This window comes from Oceanisphaera ostreae (genome assembly GCF_042676125.1).
GTDB classification, from domain to species: domain Bacteria; phylum Pseudomonadota; class Gammaproteobacteria; order Enterobacterales; family Aeromonadaceae; genus Oceanimonas; species Oceanimonas ostreae.
In genome coordinates, this window is sequence record NZ_JBHTJS010000029.1 from 68354 (window position 1) to 84875 (window position 16522).

The 16522-nt window shown below is 48.2% G+C and carries 16 protein-coding genes; 1 reads left to right on the forward strand and 15 read right to left on the reverse strand.

The features are described from left to right. Window positions 1-261: 261 nt before the first annotated feature. The 7 genes from ACFQ1C_RS07485 to ACFQ1C_RS07515 all read right to left on the reverse strand — a co-directional run bounded on the left by ACFQ1C_RS07485 (window position 262) and on the right by ACFQ1C_RS07515 (window position 8917). A complete protein-coding gene (locus ACFQ1C_RS07485; protein ID WP_379557984.1) occupies window positions 262-996 on the reverse strand; it encodes a GntR family transcriptional regulator in 735 nt (244 codons plus the stop codon). Window positions 997-1210: 214 nt separating this feature from the next. Next, the gene (guaD, locus tag ACFQ1C_RS07490; RefSeq protein ID WP_379557985.1) at window positions 1211-2527 is read right to left on the reverse strand and encodes a guanine deaminase; all 1317 of its coding nucleotides are present in this window, start codon (window positions 2525-2527) and stop codon (window positions 1211-1213) included. A gap of 41 nt (window positions 2528-2568) precedes the next feature. After that, entirely contained in the window at window positions 2569-3438 is an 870-nt protein-coding gene (gene xdhC, locus ACFQ1C_RS07495; protein WP_379557986.1) for a xanthine dehydrogenase accessory protein XdhC, read from the reverse strand. A gap of 81 nt (window positions 3439-3519) precedes the next feature. Next, entirely contained in the window at window positions 3520-5904 is a 2385-nt protein-coding gene (gene xdhB, locus ACFQ1C_RS07500) for a xanthine dehydrogenase molybdopterin binding subunit (protein WP_379557987.1), read from the reverse strand. Continuing rightward, a complete protein-coding gene (xdhA, locus tag ACFQ1C_RS07505; RefSeq protein ID WP_379557988.1) occupies window positions 5897-7342 on the reverse strand; it encodes a xanthine dehydrogenase small subunit in 1446 nt (481 codons plus the stop codon). Before xdhA ends, xdhB begins: the two co-directional genes overlap by 8 nt. 357 nt (window positions 7343-7699) lie before the next feature. Beyond that, on the reverse strand, window positions 7700-8320 hold the full coding sequence (locus tag ACFQ1C_RS07510) for a TetR/AcrR family transcriptional regulator (RefSeq protein ID WP_379557989.1): 621 nt from the start codon (window positions 8318-8320) through the stop codon (window positions 7700-7702). A gap of 165 nt (window positions 8321-8485) precedes the next feature. Continuing rightward, the gene (locus ACFQ1C_RS07515; protein WP_379557990.1) at window positions 8486-8917 is read right to left on the reverse strand and encodes a GlcG/HbpS family heme-binding protein; all 432 of its coding nucleotides are present in this window, start codon (window positions 8915-8917) and stop codon (window positions 8486-8488) included. A gap of 271 nt (window positions 8918-9188) precedes the next feature. Here ACFQ1C_RS07515 and ACFQ1C_RS07520 point away from each other — a divergent pair, with 271 nt between their 5' ends. Then, complete coding sequence (locus ACFQ1C_RS07520) at window positions 9189-9761, forward strand: superinfection exclusion B family protein (protein ID WP_379557991.1); 573 nt, start codon at window positions 9189-9191, stop codon at window positions 9759-9761. Between the two features lie 111 nt (window positions 9762-9872). On the opposite strand, the gene ACFQ1C_RS07525 is transcribed toward ACFQ1C_RS07520, so the two are convergent. The 8 genes from ACFQ1C_RS07525 to tusB form a co-directional block, all read right to left on the reverse strand. Next, on the reverse strand, window positions 9873-10331 hold the full coding sequence (locus tag ACFQ1C_RS07525; RefSeq protein ID WP_379557992.1) for a methylglyoxal synthase: 459 nt from the start codon (window positions 10329-10331) through the stop codon (window positions 9873-9875). A gap of 230 nt (window positions 10332-10561) precedes the next feature. Continuing rightward, window positions 10562-10753 (reverse strand): bacterioferritin-associated ferredoxin, encoded by a 192-nt coding sequence (locus ACFQ1C_RS07530; protein ID WP_379557993.1) that lies wholly within the window; start codon window positions 10751-10753, stop codon window positions 10562-10564. A gap of 132 nt (window positions 10754-10885) precedes the next feature. After that, window positions 10886-11311: a TIGR01244 family sulfur transferase gene (locus tag ACFQ1C_RS07535; RefSeq protein WP_379557994.1), complete on the reverse strand. Its 426-nt coding sequence runs from the start codon at window positions 11309-11311 to the stop codon at window positions 10886-10888. A 434-nt stretch (window positions 11312-11745) separates the two neighbouring features. After that, window positions 11746-12930 carry an elongation factor Tu gene (gene tuf / locus ACFQ1C_RS07540; RefSeq protein ID WP_379557995.1) on the reverse strand — a complete coding sequence of 395 codons (1185 nt, stop codon included), beginning with the start codon at window positions 12928-12930 and terminating at the stop codon, window positions 11746-11748. A 61-nt stretch (window positions 12931-12991) separates the two neighbouring features. Further along, window positions 12992-15091 carry an elongation factor G gene (gene fusA, locus ACFQ1C_RS07545; RefSeq protein ID WP_379557996.1) on the reverse strand — a complete coding sequence of 700 codons (2100 nt, stop codon included), beginning with the start codon at window positions 15089-15091 and terminating at the stop codon, window positions 12992-12994. A 74-nt stretch (window positions 15092-15165) separates the two neighbouring features. Next, the gene (gene rpsG, locus ACFQ1C_RS07550; RefSeq protein ID WP_379557997.1) at window positions 15166-15636 is read right to left on the reverse strand and encodes a 30S ribosomal protein S7; all 471 of its coding nucleotides are present in this window, start codon (window positions 15634-15636) and stop codon (window positions 15166-15168) included. 84 nt (window positions 15637-15720) lie between these two features. After that, a complete protein-coding gene (gene rpsL, locus ACFQ1C_RS07555; protein ID WP_379557998.1) occupies window positions 15721-16095 on the reverse strand; it encodes a 30S ribosomal protein S12 in 375 nt (124 codons plus the stop codon). Window positions 16096-16230: 135 nt separating this feature from the next. Further along, window positions 16231-16515, reverse strand: a complete 285-nt coding sequence (tusB, locus tag ACFQ1C_RS07560) for a sulfurtransferase complex subunit TusB (protein ID WP_379557999.1) — start codon at window positions 16513-16515, stop codon at window positions 16231-16233. Window positions 16516-16522: the final 7 nt, after the last annotated feature.

The following is a 16522-nucleotide window of genomic DNA, read 5'->3' on the forward strand; positions in this document are numbered from 1 at the left end:
GACATGCTCCCTTTGCAGCCCCCAATTAGGCTGTGCAATAACTATAATCTCAACAGTCGTTACTGTTGTTTACATGCCTATAACATTAGGAGTCGAACGCTCATGTCGGTAGCGCCAGTTGGACGTCGTGACTTGGACCACCCTCAGGGTAAATGGTAGCCACGACAAATTCACCATGCCAGAGGTGGTGTAAATGACTATAGCAGAAGGGAAAAGCAAGGTGGGCCAGCTATACCTGGCCCTAATAAATGATGGTTATCGCTAACTTTTTGGCTTTTTCTTGACCACGCCCGAGAACACCACGTGTAAATCGGTGGAGGCTGACTCATTATCCAAGTTCAATTTACCTTCAATATGATCTAGGTGCTGCCCCATCATGGCAACGGCACGGTCTGGATCGCCAGACTCAATGGCCAACAACAGCGCTTCATGCTCGTTAAAAGAACAATCCGCCTGATGGCCTACTTCATATTGGGCAATAATGAGTGACGTTTGTGATACCACACTGCGTTGAAAGTTAAGTAAAGGCGTGTTGTGAGCCATGTTAGCCAGCTCTAAATGGAACTCTCCAGACAAACGAATGCCGCGGCCGCGGTCGCCACGGGCAAATGCAGCGTGCTCTTCTTGTACCATGGTACGAATGCGCCCGAGGCTCTCGGGAGTGGCATTTTTTACAGCCAGGGCAATTACCGCCAACTCAACCACGCGCCGCGCCGCAAATATTTGCCGTGCCTCGTCAACGCTAGGGGCTGCCACTACGGCACCACGGTTAGGTCGAATACTCACCACCTGTTCATGAGACAACCGCAGCAAGGCACGACGGATAATGGTGCGACTCACGCCAAAAATTTCGCCTAATGCTTCTTCGCTAAGTTTGGTACCAGGTGCTAAGCGTTGTTCCAAAATTGCATCAAAAATGTGTTCATAAACAATATCATCTTGGGTATTTAAGCTCGACTTGACGGGTCTGGGCTCCAGCTGACTGAGTGAACTCATAAATAAGATTTCCGATTAAAGCTGACATTACCGGCTAATTAGCGCATTAATGGCTATTAACGCAGCGCAATGTTTGCTTGTTAGTTAATTTTTTGTAATCACGTATACAATCTTACTGGGTTTTACGCAATACAACAGCCACAATATTCAAGACTGTGACTGAACACAAAAAACGCCCTTATTGGGCGCTTTTTACATCGTCATTAACTAAGACCTACTTAGAGGCTTGTTCTCGTTGATATTGACGCTGCCCCGCAATATAAGTTTCAGCGATGGCTCGATCATCTCCCAGCATCATCAGCACAAATAATTGTTCAAACAAACTGTGTGTATTATTCATACGCGTTTGTATTAACGGCGTGGCATGTAGGTCGAGGATCAAGAAATCCGCTTCTTTGCCAATCGCTAGGTTACCTATTTTATCATCCAAACTCAGTGCCCGAGCGCCACCCAAGGTTGCTAAGTACAAGGCCTTTAACGGATGTAATTTATGCTGTTGCAACTGCTGGATCTTATAAGCTTCGGATATGGTGCGCAGCATGGAAAAGCTGGTGCCACCGCCCACATCGGTACCTAAACCAACCCGTATGTTATGATTTTCCATGGCAGGTAGATCTAACAGCCCCGAGCCAAGAAATAGATTGGATGTGGGACAAAAAGAGATCACAGAGTCCGTTTCGCTCATACGCTCACATTCAGCTTGTTCTAAATGCACCGCATGAGCGAAAACCGACCGTTCGCCCAATAAGCCAAAATGATCATAGACATCAAGATAACCAGCTCTATCGGGAAAGAGCTCTTTTACCCAGGTAATTTCTTGTTTATTTTCAGATAAATGCGTTTGCAGATAAACGTCATCGTATTCCTGTAATAAGCGCCCCGCCATGTCTAGCTGCTCGGCGGTGCTTGTGGGGGCGAATCGTGGCGTTACGGCATAGAGCTGACGGCCTTTTTTATGCCAGCGCTCGATTAAATCTTTACTATCGATGTAGCTAGACTCAGGGGTATCCAACAAATAGTCAGGCGCATTGCGATCCATCATGACCTTCCCGGCAATCATGCGCATATTACGCTTGTCAGACTCCGTAAAAAACGCCTCTACCGACGCTTTATGCACGGTACCGAAGACCATGGCTGTAGTGGTGCCGTTGCGCAGTAGTTCGTCGAGAAAAAAACTGGCGACGCGCTTTGCATGAACCGGATCGGCAAACTTGCCCTCTTCAGGAAAGGTGTAGTTATTCAACCAGTCCAGTAGCTGCTCACCGTAAGAGGCGATCATTTCGGTTTGCGGAAAATGAATGTGGGTATCAATAAACCCTGCCGTAATCAGCTTATGTTCAAAGTTCAGCAGTTCGGCTGCTGCAGGCAAGCGCGCCAGCACCTGATCTGCCGGGCCGATATCGCTAATATGGCCGTCTGCCACTACCAAAATACCATCTTCGTAATAGTCGTAACTTGCGTCCAGCCCTACTTGGGCCGGATCGGCCAAGCTATGCAAAATGGCGGCGCGATAGGCGGTCACTTGCGTCATGAAAAGGCTTCTCCTGTAAACTAAAAAAAGGTTGTCGTTATTTATTGAGCAACAACCACGTCATTCGTTATGTCGCTAAACTCAGCGCGGGGCGATGCTACCTGTGTCACGATTGAGCCCGTCACTGCGGCAAGAGTGCCCACTTGCTGATATTCACGAATCAGCTCACCCGCCACCGACACTGCAATTTCGGCGGGATGTTTACCGCTAACTTCACTTAAACCAATCGGGCAAATCATCTGTGTCAGGTTAGCCTCACTAAAGCCCCGCTCTTTCAGCTTATAATCAAAGCGTTTACGTTTGGTTTTTGAGCCAATGACCCCAAAGTAGCGGGCATCTTGGCGTTTAAGTATTTTGGCGCAAAGCTCCAAGTCCAACTGATGGTTGTGGGTCATTACCAGATAAAAACTATTCGCGGGTTGACTGGCTATCTCTCCAACCGAGTCATCGCTGACCACCTGAGTCACATTAGCTATTTGCTCAAGCGGAAATTCAGACTCGCGCTCATCAATCCAAGTAATACGAAACGGCAATGTGGCCAGAATATGCACCAAGGCTTTAGCCACATGACCGGCACCAAACAGCACCAAATGATGACGCGCCTGCACCACAGGCTCCAGCATAATGCTGGCCATGCCGCCGCAACACTGACCTAGGCTAGCGCCCAGATTAAAGCGCTCAACCTTCATCTGTTGTTCACCACTGAGCAGCATATCGCGCGCCAGCTTCAGCGCCTTATACTCAAGATGACCACCGCCGATGGTGGCGTAGCAGCCTTGTTCGGTCACCAGCATCTTGGTACCGCTATCACGAGGCGTAGAGCCTTTATGCTCGACCACAGTCACCAGCACACAAGGCTCCCCCTTACGTTCTAATTCGGCCAGTATTTGAATCCAGTTATCCTTGAACATAACCTTACCTCATGAGAAAAGTCGGCCTAAGGGTCTACACCACCGACACGCTTCAAGTACTTCTGTTTGACACACAACCTACTATTTAGCCTGTTCGGCTTCGCTTTTCTCTACCCATTCCTGCATTTGCTCCACCGCCCATAACACACGCTCGGGCGTGGCCGGTGAGTCTATATGGGGATATTTCCGATAATCAGACACACTGGCGATGGCATCTTTCAACGCGCACCACACCGAAATACCGAGCATCAGCGGCGGCTCACCCACGGCCTTCGAATGAAACACCGTATCCTCTGGGTTCTTGCGGTTTTCGACTAACTTGGTACGAAAATCAATCGGCATATCAGCGATAGCAGGTATCTTGTAACCCGCAGGGCCCGAGGTCATGAGCTTACCTTTATCATTCCACACCAGCTCTTCGGTGGTTAACCAACCAGCCCCTTGTACGAAGGCCCCTTCTACCTGACCAATATCAATGGCCGGATTCAGCGAGTCACCTACATCATGCAAGATGTCGGCGCGCAAAATTTTATATTCCCCAGTGAGGGTATCGATCAGTACCTCGGCGCAGGCCGCACCATAGGCAAAATAATAGAAAGGCGAACCAGATCCAGTGGCGTGATCGTAAAAGATCTTCGGCGTACGATAAAAGCCGGTGCTAGATAGCGAAATCTGATTAAAGTACGCCTGTTGTACAAACTCAGGGAACGACAGGATCTGGTTACGAACTGTGACGAAGTTATTCTTGAATACCACTTCTTCTGGTGTGACCTGAAAATGTCCTGCTGCCCAGTCGATCAAGCGCTGCTTAATGGTTTGTGCCGCATTCTGCGCCGCCTTACCGTTTAAGTCGGTACCGCTAGACGCTGCAGTAGGTGACGTATTAGGCACTTTGTCGGTGTTAGTGGCAGTGATCTGAATGCGATCAATATCAACCTGAAACTCTTCGGCGACAATTTGGGCCACCTTAATGTTCAACCCTTGGCCCATTTCGGTGCCACCGTGGTTGAGGTGAATGCTGCCATCGGTATAAATATGTATTAAGGCACCGCCCTGGTTCAAGAAGCTCGCAGTAAAGGAGATCCCAAACTTAACGGGAGTAATGGCGATACCTTTTTTCAGAATTGGGCTGTTAGCATTAAACGTCTTGATCTCAAGACGACGCGCAGCGTATTCACTGGAGGCTTCAAGATCGTCCACCATTTCATGAATGATGTTGTGCTCTACCGGCTGGTGATAGTGAGTGACGTTACGATCTTCCTTGCCGTAGAAGTTAACCTTACGGATCTCGAGCGGATCTTTACCCAAGTAAGAGGCAATTTCGTCCATCACATGTTCTATGGTCATCATGCCCTGAGGGCCACCAAAGCCACGGAAGGCGGTATTAGATGCCGTGTGCGTTTTGCAGCGATGGCCGATCACGGTGGCGTCACCTAAGTAGTAGGCGTTATCTGAGTGAAACATCGCGCGGTCGACGATAGATGAGGATAAATCGGGTGAGTAACCACAGTTACCTGCCACGATAATTTCCGAGGCCTGAATGCGGCCGCTGTCGTCGAAGCCAATTTTATATTGGTTGAAAAATGGATGACGCTTACCGGTCATCATCATGTCTTCTACCCGAGGCAGACGCATCTTGGTCGGCCGACCCGTTAAATGTGCCACCACTGCCGCCATACAGGCGGGTGCTGCGGCTTGCGTCTCTTTACCACCAAAGCCACCGCCCATACGCCGCATGTCGGTCACCACCTTGTGCATGGGCACACCCAGCACGCTGGCTACTAATTTCTGAATTTCGGTGGGGTGCTGGCTAGAGGTAAATACCATCATGCCACCATCTTCGGTAGGTACTACCGAGCTCACTTGAGTTTCTAGGTAAAAGTGCTCTTGCCCACCAATGTGCAGGCTACCTGCAATAACGTGCTTGGCATTGGCTAACCCTGTCGCGGAGTCGCCTCGTTGCTGCTTATGACTGTCGGTGACAAATAGCTTTTTCTCTAATGCGTCTTCTACCGACAGCACCGCCGGTAAGTCTTCGTATTCCACAATCGCGGCCATGGCCGCCTTGCGGGCGGTCACTAAATCTTTGGCTGCCACCGCCAATATTGGCTGTCCCACGTATTCCACTAAACCGTCAGCTAACAGCGGATCACCCGCCAGAATAGGGCCGATATCCAGCTCGCCCGGTACATCTTTAGCGGTAATGGCAATGGTGACACCTTCAAACTCGTAACACGGGCTCACATCTAATTTGGTAATGCGTGCATGTGCTCTTTCTGACAGTCGGGCATACAGATGCAGCTGATGAGGAAACTCCAATCGATCATCAATATATTGTGCTTCGCCAGCCACTTGCATTACCGCGCTGTCGTGAGGCACGCTCTTGCCTACGCCGGTTTGCAGGCTTTGCTGCACGCGTGCCATCATTTCGTCGATGGTCAGTGACTGTTGTGGTTTATTAGACATAAGACGTCACCCTCGTTTCGAGTTGCAGACTTTGTTGCTCCATAAAAAACTTATAAAGCAGGTTGGTGGCCGTTTTGCTGCGATATTCCTTGCTAGCCCTAAAATCAGATAAGGGTTCAAAATCACCTGTTAGGGCCTTCATCGCCGCCTTTACCGTCGCTTGGTTCCATGGCTGATTGAGCAGTACTTGCTCGCAAGCCGAGGCACGTTTAGGCACTGCCGCCATACCACCAAAGGCGATGCGGGCTTCACGGATCACTCCACCATTAATGGTCAGATTAAAGGCACCACATACCGCAGAAATATCATCATCTAAACGCTTAGACAGCTTATAGACTTTGAAGTGCTGGTCAGGCTTAGGCTTGGGTACGATGATTTTCTCAATGAATTCACTGGTTTGTTGCGCGGTCTTCTTATAATCCAAGAAGTAATCTCCAATGGCCAGCTCGCGGCGTACCTCACCTCTGCGCAGTACCAAACGTGCATTCAGTGCCATTAATACCGGTGGCGCATCGCCAATGGGTGACGCATTACCGACGTTACCGCCGAGCGTGCCTTGGTTACGAATTTGCAAGGACGCAAAGCGATCTAACAATTCACCCATATCTGGGAACACACGGCTTAACGCCTCATAGCTATCGCTGAGGCTGCGCGCCGCACCAATTTCTAATTGCTGGTCATCTTCTGCCAGCTGTTTCATCTCTTCGACATTACCCACATAAATCATCTTTGGCAGTTCACGATAAAACTGCGTCACTTGCAGCGCCAAGTCGGTGCCACCCGCTAACAGCTGAGCATCCGGATGTTCTATTAATAAGTCTGCTAGCTCATCACTAGACACCGGAGAGAAACATACATTGCCGTTTCCGTTAAGGGTAACTAAAGCGTCTGTTTCGATGTGGTCTAGCTTGGCCAAAATATCGGTTTCGTAACGAGAGAATTGGTCAACTAGCTGGGGCTGCTCGGCGATGGCTTTGGCTGCGTCGACTATCGGGCGATAACCGGTACAGCGACATAGGTTGCCGGCTAATGCCTCAAAGATGTCGTGTTTGTTTGCCGTCGGTTTATTTTTACTTAAAGCAAACATCGACATAATAAAGCCCGGTGTACAAAATCCACATTGAGAACCATGAAAATCCACCATCGCTTGCTGTACTGGATGCAGACTGCCGTCTGTTGATTTGAGATCTTCAACCGTCAGCAATTGCTTGCCGTGCAGTGTAGACACAAAGGTTAGGCAGGAGTTAACCGTGCGATAACGGATATGCTCACCCTCTCGCTCGCCTAGCACCACAGTGCAAGCGCCACAGTCGCCCGAGCCACAGCCTTCCTTGGTGCCGGTTTTACCAACGCGTTCGCGCAAATAGTTAAGCACCGTCATATTTGGCGAAAGGTCTTGTTCCTCTCGCAACTCTTGGTTAAGCAGAAACTTAATCAAGGCCTACCTCCTTCAGCGAATACACTGCACACATTGCCAGTTGGCAAAAAAATAATATCTTCAAGTGTAATTAAAGTTAAACCTGACCCAATAGTCAACAATTATTTTACTATTAGATAACTTAACTTTGCGAAAATCCGTTAGCCGCGGCCGTAACAGCACGCTGCCTAAGAGGAGGCAGTATGTTAAGCAGCGTTGGTAATTATAGACGGGGGAATGAAAAGATAGCGCAGCAGGATAGTTGTTAAATCCAAACGGAGGCTCTGACTTACGTCAGACAGCTTAGGTACAACTGCCAGATGGACAAAAACCGTCAAAAGACGGTGTTGATTTTAGCTTAGAGCGGGGAGCCGATCGCTATGCTTCGGGTAAGGATTGAACTTTACAGCCACCGATGACTAACTGGGTGATTTGCTGAGCTGCACGCTCGAAGTCTTGCTCATCTAATTCTTCTTTGCCCAACGCCATCGTTATCTGCCAGTTAAAATCGGCATAGGTTTGCGTGGATGCCCAAATAGCAAACAACAAGTGGTGTGCATCAACGGCCGTCATTAGGCCTTGCGCCATCCAGTCGTGGAGCTTGGCGCTTAGGGTGCGGGTCTGCTCGCTAAGTCGCTCAATCATATCCGCTGGTAAATGTGGTGCCCCGTGCATAATTTCATTGGCAAACACCTTGGAAGCATAAGGATAATTCTTTGAAATCATTAACTTAGATTTAATATAAGCCGTTAGGGCCAGCACGGGATCTTGGTGCTCGATAAAAGGCGCTGACGCCGCCAGTAACGGCTCGGTAATGCTTTCGAGCACGGCGTGGTACAGCTTTTCTTTGCTGCCAAAATAATAGTAAATATTGGGTTTTGGTAATTCAGCGAGTTCCGCAATAGTAGCCGTTTTGGTTGCGGCATAGCCGTGCTCGGCAAATACTCGACTCGCGGCGCGTATGATAATTTCTTCGTTCTTTGCTCGGATCCGAGACATATTGATTTTAAACTCCAAACCATAATATGAGACGCTACATTGCTTAACCATACCTCAGGTTGACCGAAAGTTTGGCAAAAAAACGTAAAAAAGCGCTCACCTGTGTGAGCGCTAAGATGAGTAACCAAAGTTACTCCTCGGCCAAAACAACTGACAAATAATCTGTTAGCTACAATCCGCAACCAAACTGACAAACTCTACACCGGCAACGGCACAAACCTCATCAACATCGGGCGTATCACCACTAATACCTACGGCGCCTAGAATATTATTGTTGGCATCGCGTACTAGTACCCCACCCGGTGCCGGAATGATTTGTCCTTGCGCCATAACGTTAACCGCCGCCACAAAAGCCGGTCTCGCTTCAGCAACTTCAGCCAAACCACGCGAGCTACGGCCCATGGCAACGGCTCCCCATGCTTTGCCAGTAGCAATATCTGGTCGCAGCAAGCTGGCCCCATCCTGGCGCTGCAGCGAAATTAAGCGACCCGCATTATCTAATACGGCAACGGTAAGTGGTGCAGCAGAAATCTCTTGCGCATGCTCGAATGCGCCACGCGTAATGGTTAATGCTTGTTCAAGTGTAAGCGTACTCATTTGTTCTAGACTCCCTGTCGACTATAACAATAGAAATTAATCGAACATTAATAAAACACAATATTAAGGTATTCTGTATACACTTAACGTTAAGGTAATTAATTTATCACTATACCATCTCTGAACGATACCATCACTTGTATCCTCTACAAGATCATTACTTCGTTAAATGGCATGACTTTTGCTGGGTAATTGCCTATTCATAATATTAACTTTAGCTGCATATGCGAGCATGATGAGCGGCTGTCATCGTGTAATCGTGGAGAAAGACATGCTGGATTTACGATATATATCAACATTTAACCGCTTTATGTGTTGGTTATTGCTAAGTAGTACAATCATGAGTTTATTACCCAGTTCTCTTTTTACTGGTTCTTTTGGGCTGTGGCTCAATGATTATCGATTGCTATTCATACTAAGTATGGTGGCATCTGGGGCTTATTTTTTCTCTCATGCAGCTATCATGCTATTTCAATACCTGTTTTCTCGTAAGCAGCGCCTTATGCAAGAAAAATTACTCAAAGAATTGCTGGATTATTTAGATGCCAATGAGAAGTCGGTGTTACGTGAATTTGTGATACAACGTAAAAGCGTCATAAAATTGCCAGTCACCGAACCGACCGTCAAAAACTTGCTGGAGCAAGGAATACTGACTTACGCATTTGGTGAACCAGGTGACGCGGGGATAAATTCCATTAAGCCACTCATGATCAGTATCGCGGCGCGACCATTACTGACTTTTAAAGTGCTGGGCCTCAATCCGACAAATATGACCGAAGAACAAAAAGATCTCATTATGACCACCCGCCCTAAGTACGCATATAAGCGGTTAGATAGACATTAGACGAAAACACAGCTTTACGTTATAAGCTGTACGCCGTACGTCAAAGATAAAATACTGAGCCTGCGAGAGATGAACGTAAGGCGTACAGCGTAAGGCGCCCCTTTACGGCTACTACTTCGTTCTTTCGTCCAAATATCCTTGATAATCGGGTATGCAAATACTGAAATCCTGGCTCATTTGTGCACTATCCATCAACATATCGGCGGTCGACATATTAGTGGCTACGGGGATATTCCACACCGTAGCTAACCTCAGTAATGCCTTCACATCGGGATCGTGGGGGACGGCATTGAGTGGATCCCAGAAAAAAATCAACACATCAATTTTACCCTCAGCAATTAAGGCACCTAGCTGTTGATCACCGCCCATCGGGCCAGACATTAAGCAGCGAATTGGCAGGCCGATTGTCTTGCTTAACATGCTGCCCGTGGTACCCGTGGCATACAGATGATGTAACTTCAGCGCTTCGGCGCGGCGCCCTACCCATTCTAACAACTGTGCTTTTTTATGATCATGTGCCACTAAGGCAACATTTTTGTGGGCAGGCAAAACTCGACACGTTTCTTTCACTGTGGGTAAATCCTTATAAAAATCGAGTCCCATACTAGCTAAAAACGGAGTCAGATAGATAGAGGGAAGAGCACAGGAAACTATTAACATTCACAGGTATGCCATCTTCGCTGGCCGCAGTTAGCTATTGAATAGTTGGATTGAGGCTTTAAACGACAAAGCCCCTAACGGGGCTTGATGCGATGGTTATGTGCTATCGCTAGGAGAGTGCAGGGGATTAGATAGGGTAATTAAGCGACTTCGTAGTAAAGCCCAGCTTTGGCATTTTCTTCCGCCAAAATTGCCATCGCCACGGGGACACATTTACCGCATTGCGAGCCCACGGCCAATTCTTTCTTTAGCCGTTTAAACTCACTGCCGCCGTCCGCTATCGCGGCACGTAGCTGACTATCGGTAATACCCTTGCATAAACATACATACATGAAGAAACCCTCCGCATCAATGAGGTAAATCTAAATGATATTAGTTATCAATGCAAGGCTTATTCTCTAAGATTTGTACAATTTAGCAACGGCACCACCGCATACCGATGTGCTCATAAGCAAGCCTATTACTTATTGCTTTTTAGCGGCATCCAATTGTGGAGCTAACTGCGATAAGTCATAACCAGCGGCAGTCGCCCGCTGCAATAACTCGGCACTTGCCGTGTGCGGCGCTTGCGCTAACGCCCATAAACTAATGGAACGGGTGCCAGTACGGCAAAAGGCTAACACCGGCTCATTGGCAGAGGCTAACAGCTGTTCAAACTCGCTAATATTATCCTTCGTAAACAGCCCTGGCGTGATAGGTAACCAATGCCAGCTCATACCTAAAGATTGTGCTTGCGCGGCTAGACTGGCTGCGCTGGGCTGCTCTGGTGCTTCATTATCGGGACGGTTGCACACCACTGTGCGAAAACCCGCCGCTTTAAGTGTTAATAAGTCGTCTGAAGTCACTTGAGCGGCAACGGAGAAAGCTGCAGTAACGGCTTTAATTTCCATCTAATACCTCAAAATTAAACTAAGAAGAGAACTTTGTGCGCTGTACGTTTTACGCCTTACGCCTTACGCCTTACGCCTTACGCCTTACGCCTTACGCCTTACGCCTTACGTTTACAGCGTAAAGCCTAACCTAGTGTTGATCGTTAACGTATAGCATACGGCGTAAACGTAAGGCTGAGTGTTTATCTTTCTCGGGTATAGCGTATGGCGTAAAGCGTATGGCGTATGGCGTATGGCGTATGGCGTATGGCGTAAAGCGTAAAGCGTACGGATGAGTGTTTATCTTTCTCGTATAGCATACGGCGTAAAGCGTACGGATGAGTGTTTATCTTTCTCGTATAGCGTACGGCGTAAAGCGTACGGCTGTACTTTACTGGATTTTAGCCATAAAAAAAGGAGGCCGAAGCCTCCTTTTTTATGCACTAAAAGTGCGATTACGCAAGGATTTTGGCAACAACACCAGCACCTACAGTACGACCACCTTCACGGATAGCAAAACGTAAACCGTCTTCCATCGCGATAGGAGCAATCAGAGTAACAACCATTTGAACGTTGTCACCAGGCATAACCATCTCAACGCCTTCTGGCAATTCGATAGTACCGGTTACGTCAGTTGTACGGAAGTAGAACTGTGGACGGTAGCCTTTGAAGAACGGAGTATGACGGCCGCCTTCTTCTTTTGACAGAACATAGATTTCTGATTCAAAAGTAGTGTGTGGCTTGATTGAACCTGGCTTAGCAAGAACCTGGCCACGCTCAACGTCTTCACGCTTAGTACCACGTAGAAGAACACCAACGTTCTCACCAGCACGACCTTCGTCAAGCAGCTTACGGAACATTTCAACGCCAGTACAAGTACTCTTAACAGTGTCCTTGATACCAACGATTTCAATTTCTTCGCCAACTTTAACGATACCGCGCTCAACACGACCGGTAACAACAGTACCACGGCCCTGGATTGAGAAAACGTCTTCGATTGGCAGCAAGAATGCACCGTCAACAGCACGCTCTGGATCTGGGATGTAAGTATCAAGTGCGTCAGCCAGTTCAAGAATCTTAGGCTCCCACTCTGGATCACCTTCCAGGCCTTTCAGAGCAGAGCCCTGAATTACTGGAGTGTCGTCGCCTGGGAAGTCGTACTCAGACAACAGCTCACGGATTTCCATTTCAACCAGCTCAAGCAGTTCTTCATCATCAACCATGTCACACTTGTTCATGAACACAACGATGTAAGGAACGCCAACCTGACGGGCCAACAGGATGTGCTCACGAGTCTGTGGCATAGGGCCATCAGTAGAAGCAACAACCAAGATTGCGCCATCCATTTGAGCAGCACCGGTGATCATGTTTTTAACATAGTCAGCGTGACCTGGGCAGTCAACGTGTGCATAGTGACGTGCATCAGTATCGTACTCAACGTGAGAAGCGGCTATGGTGATACCACGTGCTTTTTCTTCAGGAGCGTTATCGATCTGAGCGTAACCGCGAGCGGTACCGCCCATTTTCTTAGCTAAAACGGTAGTAATAGCAGCAGTCAGAGTGGTTTTACCGTGGTCAACGTGGCCGATAGTACCTACGTTTACGTGTGTTTTAATACGTTCGAATTTTTCTTTAGACACGGACTAGTCCTTCCTAGTTTGTTCCCACTCGCTGTGCGGCGGGGAGTTTAAACAAAGATTATTAACCTTTACGAGCAGCAATAAGCGCTTCAGCCATGCTGGCAGGTACTTCGGCGTACTTAGCAAACTCCATAGAGTAAGAAGCACGACCTTGTGACTGTGAACGCAGGTCTGTAGCGTAGCCGAACATTTCAGATAACGGAATCATGGCATTAATTATTTTGCCTGATGGGCCATCTTCCATGCCCTCGATGATACCACGACGACGGTTAACGTCACCGATTACATCACCCATGTAATCTTCAGGCGTTTCTACTTCAACCTTCATTGTAGGCTCAAGCAGCACCGGGTTACATTTCATGAACCCTTCTTTAAAGGCCATCGACCCTGCGATTTTAAAGGCCATTTCAGAAGAGTCAACATCATGATAAGAACCATCGTACAGGGTGACCTTGATATCTTCGATTGGATAACCGGCCAACACCCCCTGTCTCATCTGTTCTTGAATACCTTTATCTACAGCTGGGCAGTATTCTTTAGGAATAACACCACCGACAACGGCATTCTCAAACAAATAGCCAGTACCGGCCGCTTGTGGTTCAATTTTGATCCACACGTGACCAAACTGACCTCGACCACCCGACTGACGAACGAACTTGCCTTCTTGCTCAACGCTACCGTTAATACTTTCACGATAGGCCACCATGGGCTTACCCACGTTGGCTTGTACGCCAAACTCGCGCTTCATTCGCTCGACAAGGATATCGAGGTGCAACTCGCCCATACCGGCAATGATGGTTTGACCAGATTCTTCATCGGTCCGTACGCGAAAAGACGGATCTTCTTGCGCCAGACGCCCCAATGCCAGTCCCATTTTCTCTTGGTCGGCTTGGGTTCTGGGTTCAACGGCCACGGAAATAACAGGCTCAGGGAACTCCATCCGCTCCAGAATGATTGGCGCATTCACGGCACACAAGGTGTCACCTGTGGTTACGTCTTTCAAACCAATAGCGGCTGCGATGTCACCAGCACAAACGGATTTAATTTCTTCTCGTTTGTTGGCGTGCATCTGTACGATACGACCGAAACGTTCGCGCTTACCTTTAACGGAGTTCACTACGGTATCACCGGAGCTAATCACACCAGAGTACACACGGAAGAACGTCAGGTTACCCACAAATGGGTCAGTCGCTATCTTAAATGCTAGGGCTGAGAAAGGAGCATCATCGCTGGCAGGTCGAGTATCTGGCGTTTCGCCATCATCTTTAGTGCCAACAATAGCAGCAACCTCGACTGGAGACGGTAGATAATCGATTACTACGTCTAGCATCGCTTGTACGCCTTTATTTTTAAAGGCTGTACCGCAAGTAACCAGAATGACTTCGCTATTTAGCACGCGCTGACGCAAAGCTGCTTTAATTTCAGCCTCGCTCAGTTCGCCGCCTTCTAGGTACTTGTCCATTAGCTCATCGTTGGCTTCAGCAGCAGCTTCAACCATGTTCTGACGCCATTCTTCGGCTAGCTCGAGCATCTCTTCGGGAATATCGTGATAAACGAAAGTAGTCCCGTTATTATCTTCATCCCAGTCGATGGCTTTCATCTTGACCAAGTCGATCACGCCCTTGAAGTTTTCTTCAGAGCCGATCGGCAATTGCACTGGTACCGGCACACCTTTAAGGCGGCTTTTGATTTGTGCAACTACGCGCAAGAAGTCAGCACCGGTACGGTCCATTTTATTAACGAACGCGATACGCGGAACTTTATATTTATTTGCCTGACGCCATACGGTTTCAGACTGTGGCTGAACACCACCCACGGCACAATAAACCATAACCGCACCATCGAGTACGCGCATGGAACGTTCAACTTCAATGGTGAAGTCAACGTGCCCTGGTGTATCGATAATGTTGATACGGTGCTGCGGGTATTGGTGCTCCATCCCATCCCAAAAACAGGTAGTAGCAGCAGAGGTGATAGTAATACCACGCTCTTGTTCCTGCTCCATCCAGTCCATGGTGGCAGACCCATCGTGGGTTTCACCAATTTTATGGTTTACGCCAGTGTAAAACAGCACCCGTTCAGTGGTGGTAGTTTTACCCGCGTCAATGTGAGCACTAATGCCAATGTTGCGATAGCGCTCAATTGGGGTTGTACGAGCCACAATAAAATCCTCTTGCTAAGGTCAATGCCCTTAGTAGGCAATTAAAGAGGTGCGCAAACTGCGCACCCAGCCAATTACCAGCGGTAGTGTGCAAACGCTTTGTTTGCTTCAGCCATGCGGTGTACGTCTTCACGCTTCTTAACCGCAGAACCTTTGTTGTCAGCAGCATCCATCAGCTCACCAGCTAAACGCTGAGCCATAGACTTTTCACCGCGCTTGCGCGCAGAGTCTACTAACCAGCGCATGCCTAGGGCATTACGACGAACTGGACGTACTTCAACAGGCACCTGGTAGGTAGAACCACCTACACGGCGCGATTTAACTTCAACTGTAGGACGAATGTTTTCTAGGGCTTCTTCAAACAGCGCCAGATGCTCTTTACCGCTTTTTGCAGAAGCAGCTTCTAGAGCATTGTAAACGATGGTCTCAGCGGTAGATTTTTTACCGTCGATCATCAAAATGTTTACGAATTTTGCCAGCAAATCGGATCCGAACTTAGGATCCGGTAATATTTTACGCTGGCCGATCACGCGACGTCTTGGCATTGCAAATTCTCCGTAACTTCAGGGATAACCCAAAACACAATAGTGTTATAGAATAAATGTTTGGCCTTACTTAACAGAGAACTATTAAGCCTTAGGTCTTTTCGCGCCGTACTTAGAACGACCTTGGCGACGAGCAGAAACACCTGAAGTGTCTAGTGCGCCACGGATGGTGTGATAACGCACACCTGGCAAATCCTTAACACGACCACCGCGAATCAGAACAACGGAGTGTTCCTGCAGGTTGTGGCCTTCACCACCAATGTATGAGTTAACCTCAAAACCATTGGTCAAGCGAACACGGCATACTTTACGTAATGCAGAGTTAGGCTTCTTTGGGGTAGTGGTATATACACGGGTACATACACCGCGTTTTTGCGGGCACGCCTCTAACGCAGGTACGCTACCTAGGGTAACGACTTTTTTGCGTGGTTTGCGAACCAGCTGGTTAATTGTAGTCATTAACAGCTCCTGAAAAAGTATCGTTCTACAGTTGTGAAAAACGTTCCCCAAAAGCGGGGACGCAAAAGTCTATGCTTGCTGTGGCCTTGAGTCAAGATTTATACAATTATTGCTCGAATATTTATCAAAACAGGCTCACCAAGCTTGAGGACTTCCCCATTCTGCCACTAACCTTACCCAGTCGGCCATACAAATCATCTCACCCACTTGATGGGTTAGCCCACGGGCCTGTAAGTCTTCTTGCATAACATACAAACGACCTGTGGCGGCTAGCGGCTGCAATAAGCTCAGCCATTGACTGACAGTGGCGCCAATAACCGCATCTTGCCATAGCAGCAATCGATCGTCTGGCTGCATCAGCGCCAATGCCTGCACGAGCGCCTGATGACTAAAAGGAGACTGCTTTATTGTATATAGCATAACGCCC

Excerpts from the sequence above, each read along its gene's own strand:
- tusB (WP_379557999.1), bottom strand. The coding sequence starts at position 16,515 with ATGCTATATACAATAAAGCAGTCTCCTTTTAGTCATCAGGCGCTCGTG.
- xdhC (WP_379557986.1), bottom strand. The coding sequence starts at position 3,438 with ATGTTCAAGGATAACTGGATTCAAATACTGGCCGAATTAGAACGTAAG.
- ACFQ1C_RS07520 (WP_379557991.1), top strand. The coding sequence starts at position 9,189 with ATGCTGGATTTACGATATATATCAACATTTAACCGCTTTATGTGTTGG.
- ACFQ1C_RS07510 (WP_379557989.1), bottom strand. The coding sequence starts at position 8,320 with ATGTCTCGGATCCGAGCAAAGAACGAAGAAATTATCATACGCGCCGCG.
- ACFQ1C_RS07530 (WP_379557993.1), bottom strand. The coding sequence starts at position 10,753 with ATGTATGTATGTTTATGCAAGGGTATTACCGATAGTCAGCTACGTGCC.
- rpsG (WP_379557997.1), bottom strand. The coding sequence starts at position 15,636 with ATGCCAAGACGTCGCGTGATCGGCCAGCGTAAAATATTACCGGATCCT.
- ACFQ1C_RS07535 (WP_379557994.1), bottom strand. The coding sequence starts at position 11,311 with ATGGAAATTAAAGCCGTTACTGCAGCTTTCTCCGTTGCCGCTCAAGTG.
- guaD (WP_379557985.1), bottom strand. The coding sequence starts at position 2,527 with ATGACGCAAGTGACCGCCTATCGCGCCGCCATTTTGCATAGCTTGGCC.
- rpsL (WP_379557998.1), bottom strand. The coding sequence starts at position 16,095 with ATGACTACAATTAACCAGCTGGTTCGCAAACCACGCAAAAAAGTCGTT.
- xdhB (WP_379557987.1), bottom strand. The coding sequence starts at position 5,904 with ATGTCTAATAAACCACAACAGTCACTGACCATCGACGAAATGATGGCA.
- ACFQ1C_RS07515 (WP_379557990.1), bottom strand. The coding sequence starts at position 8,917 with ATGAGTACGCTTACACTTGAACAAGCATTAACCATTACGCGTGGCGCA.
- ACFQ1C_RS07485 (WP_379557984.1), bottom strand. The coding sequence starts at position 996 with ATGAGTTCACTCAGTCAGCTGGAGCCCAGACCCGTCAAGTCGAGCTTA.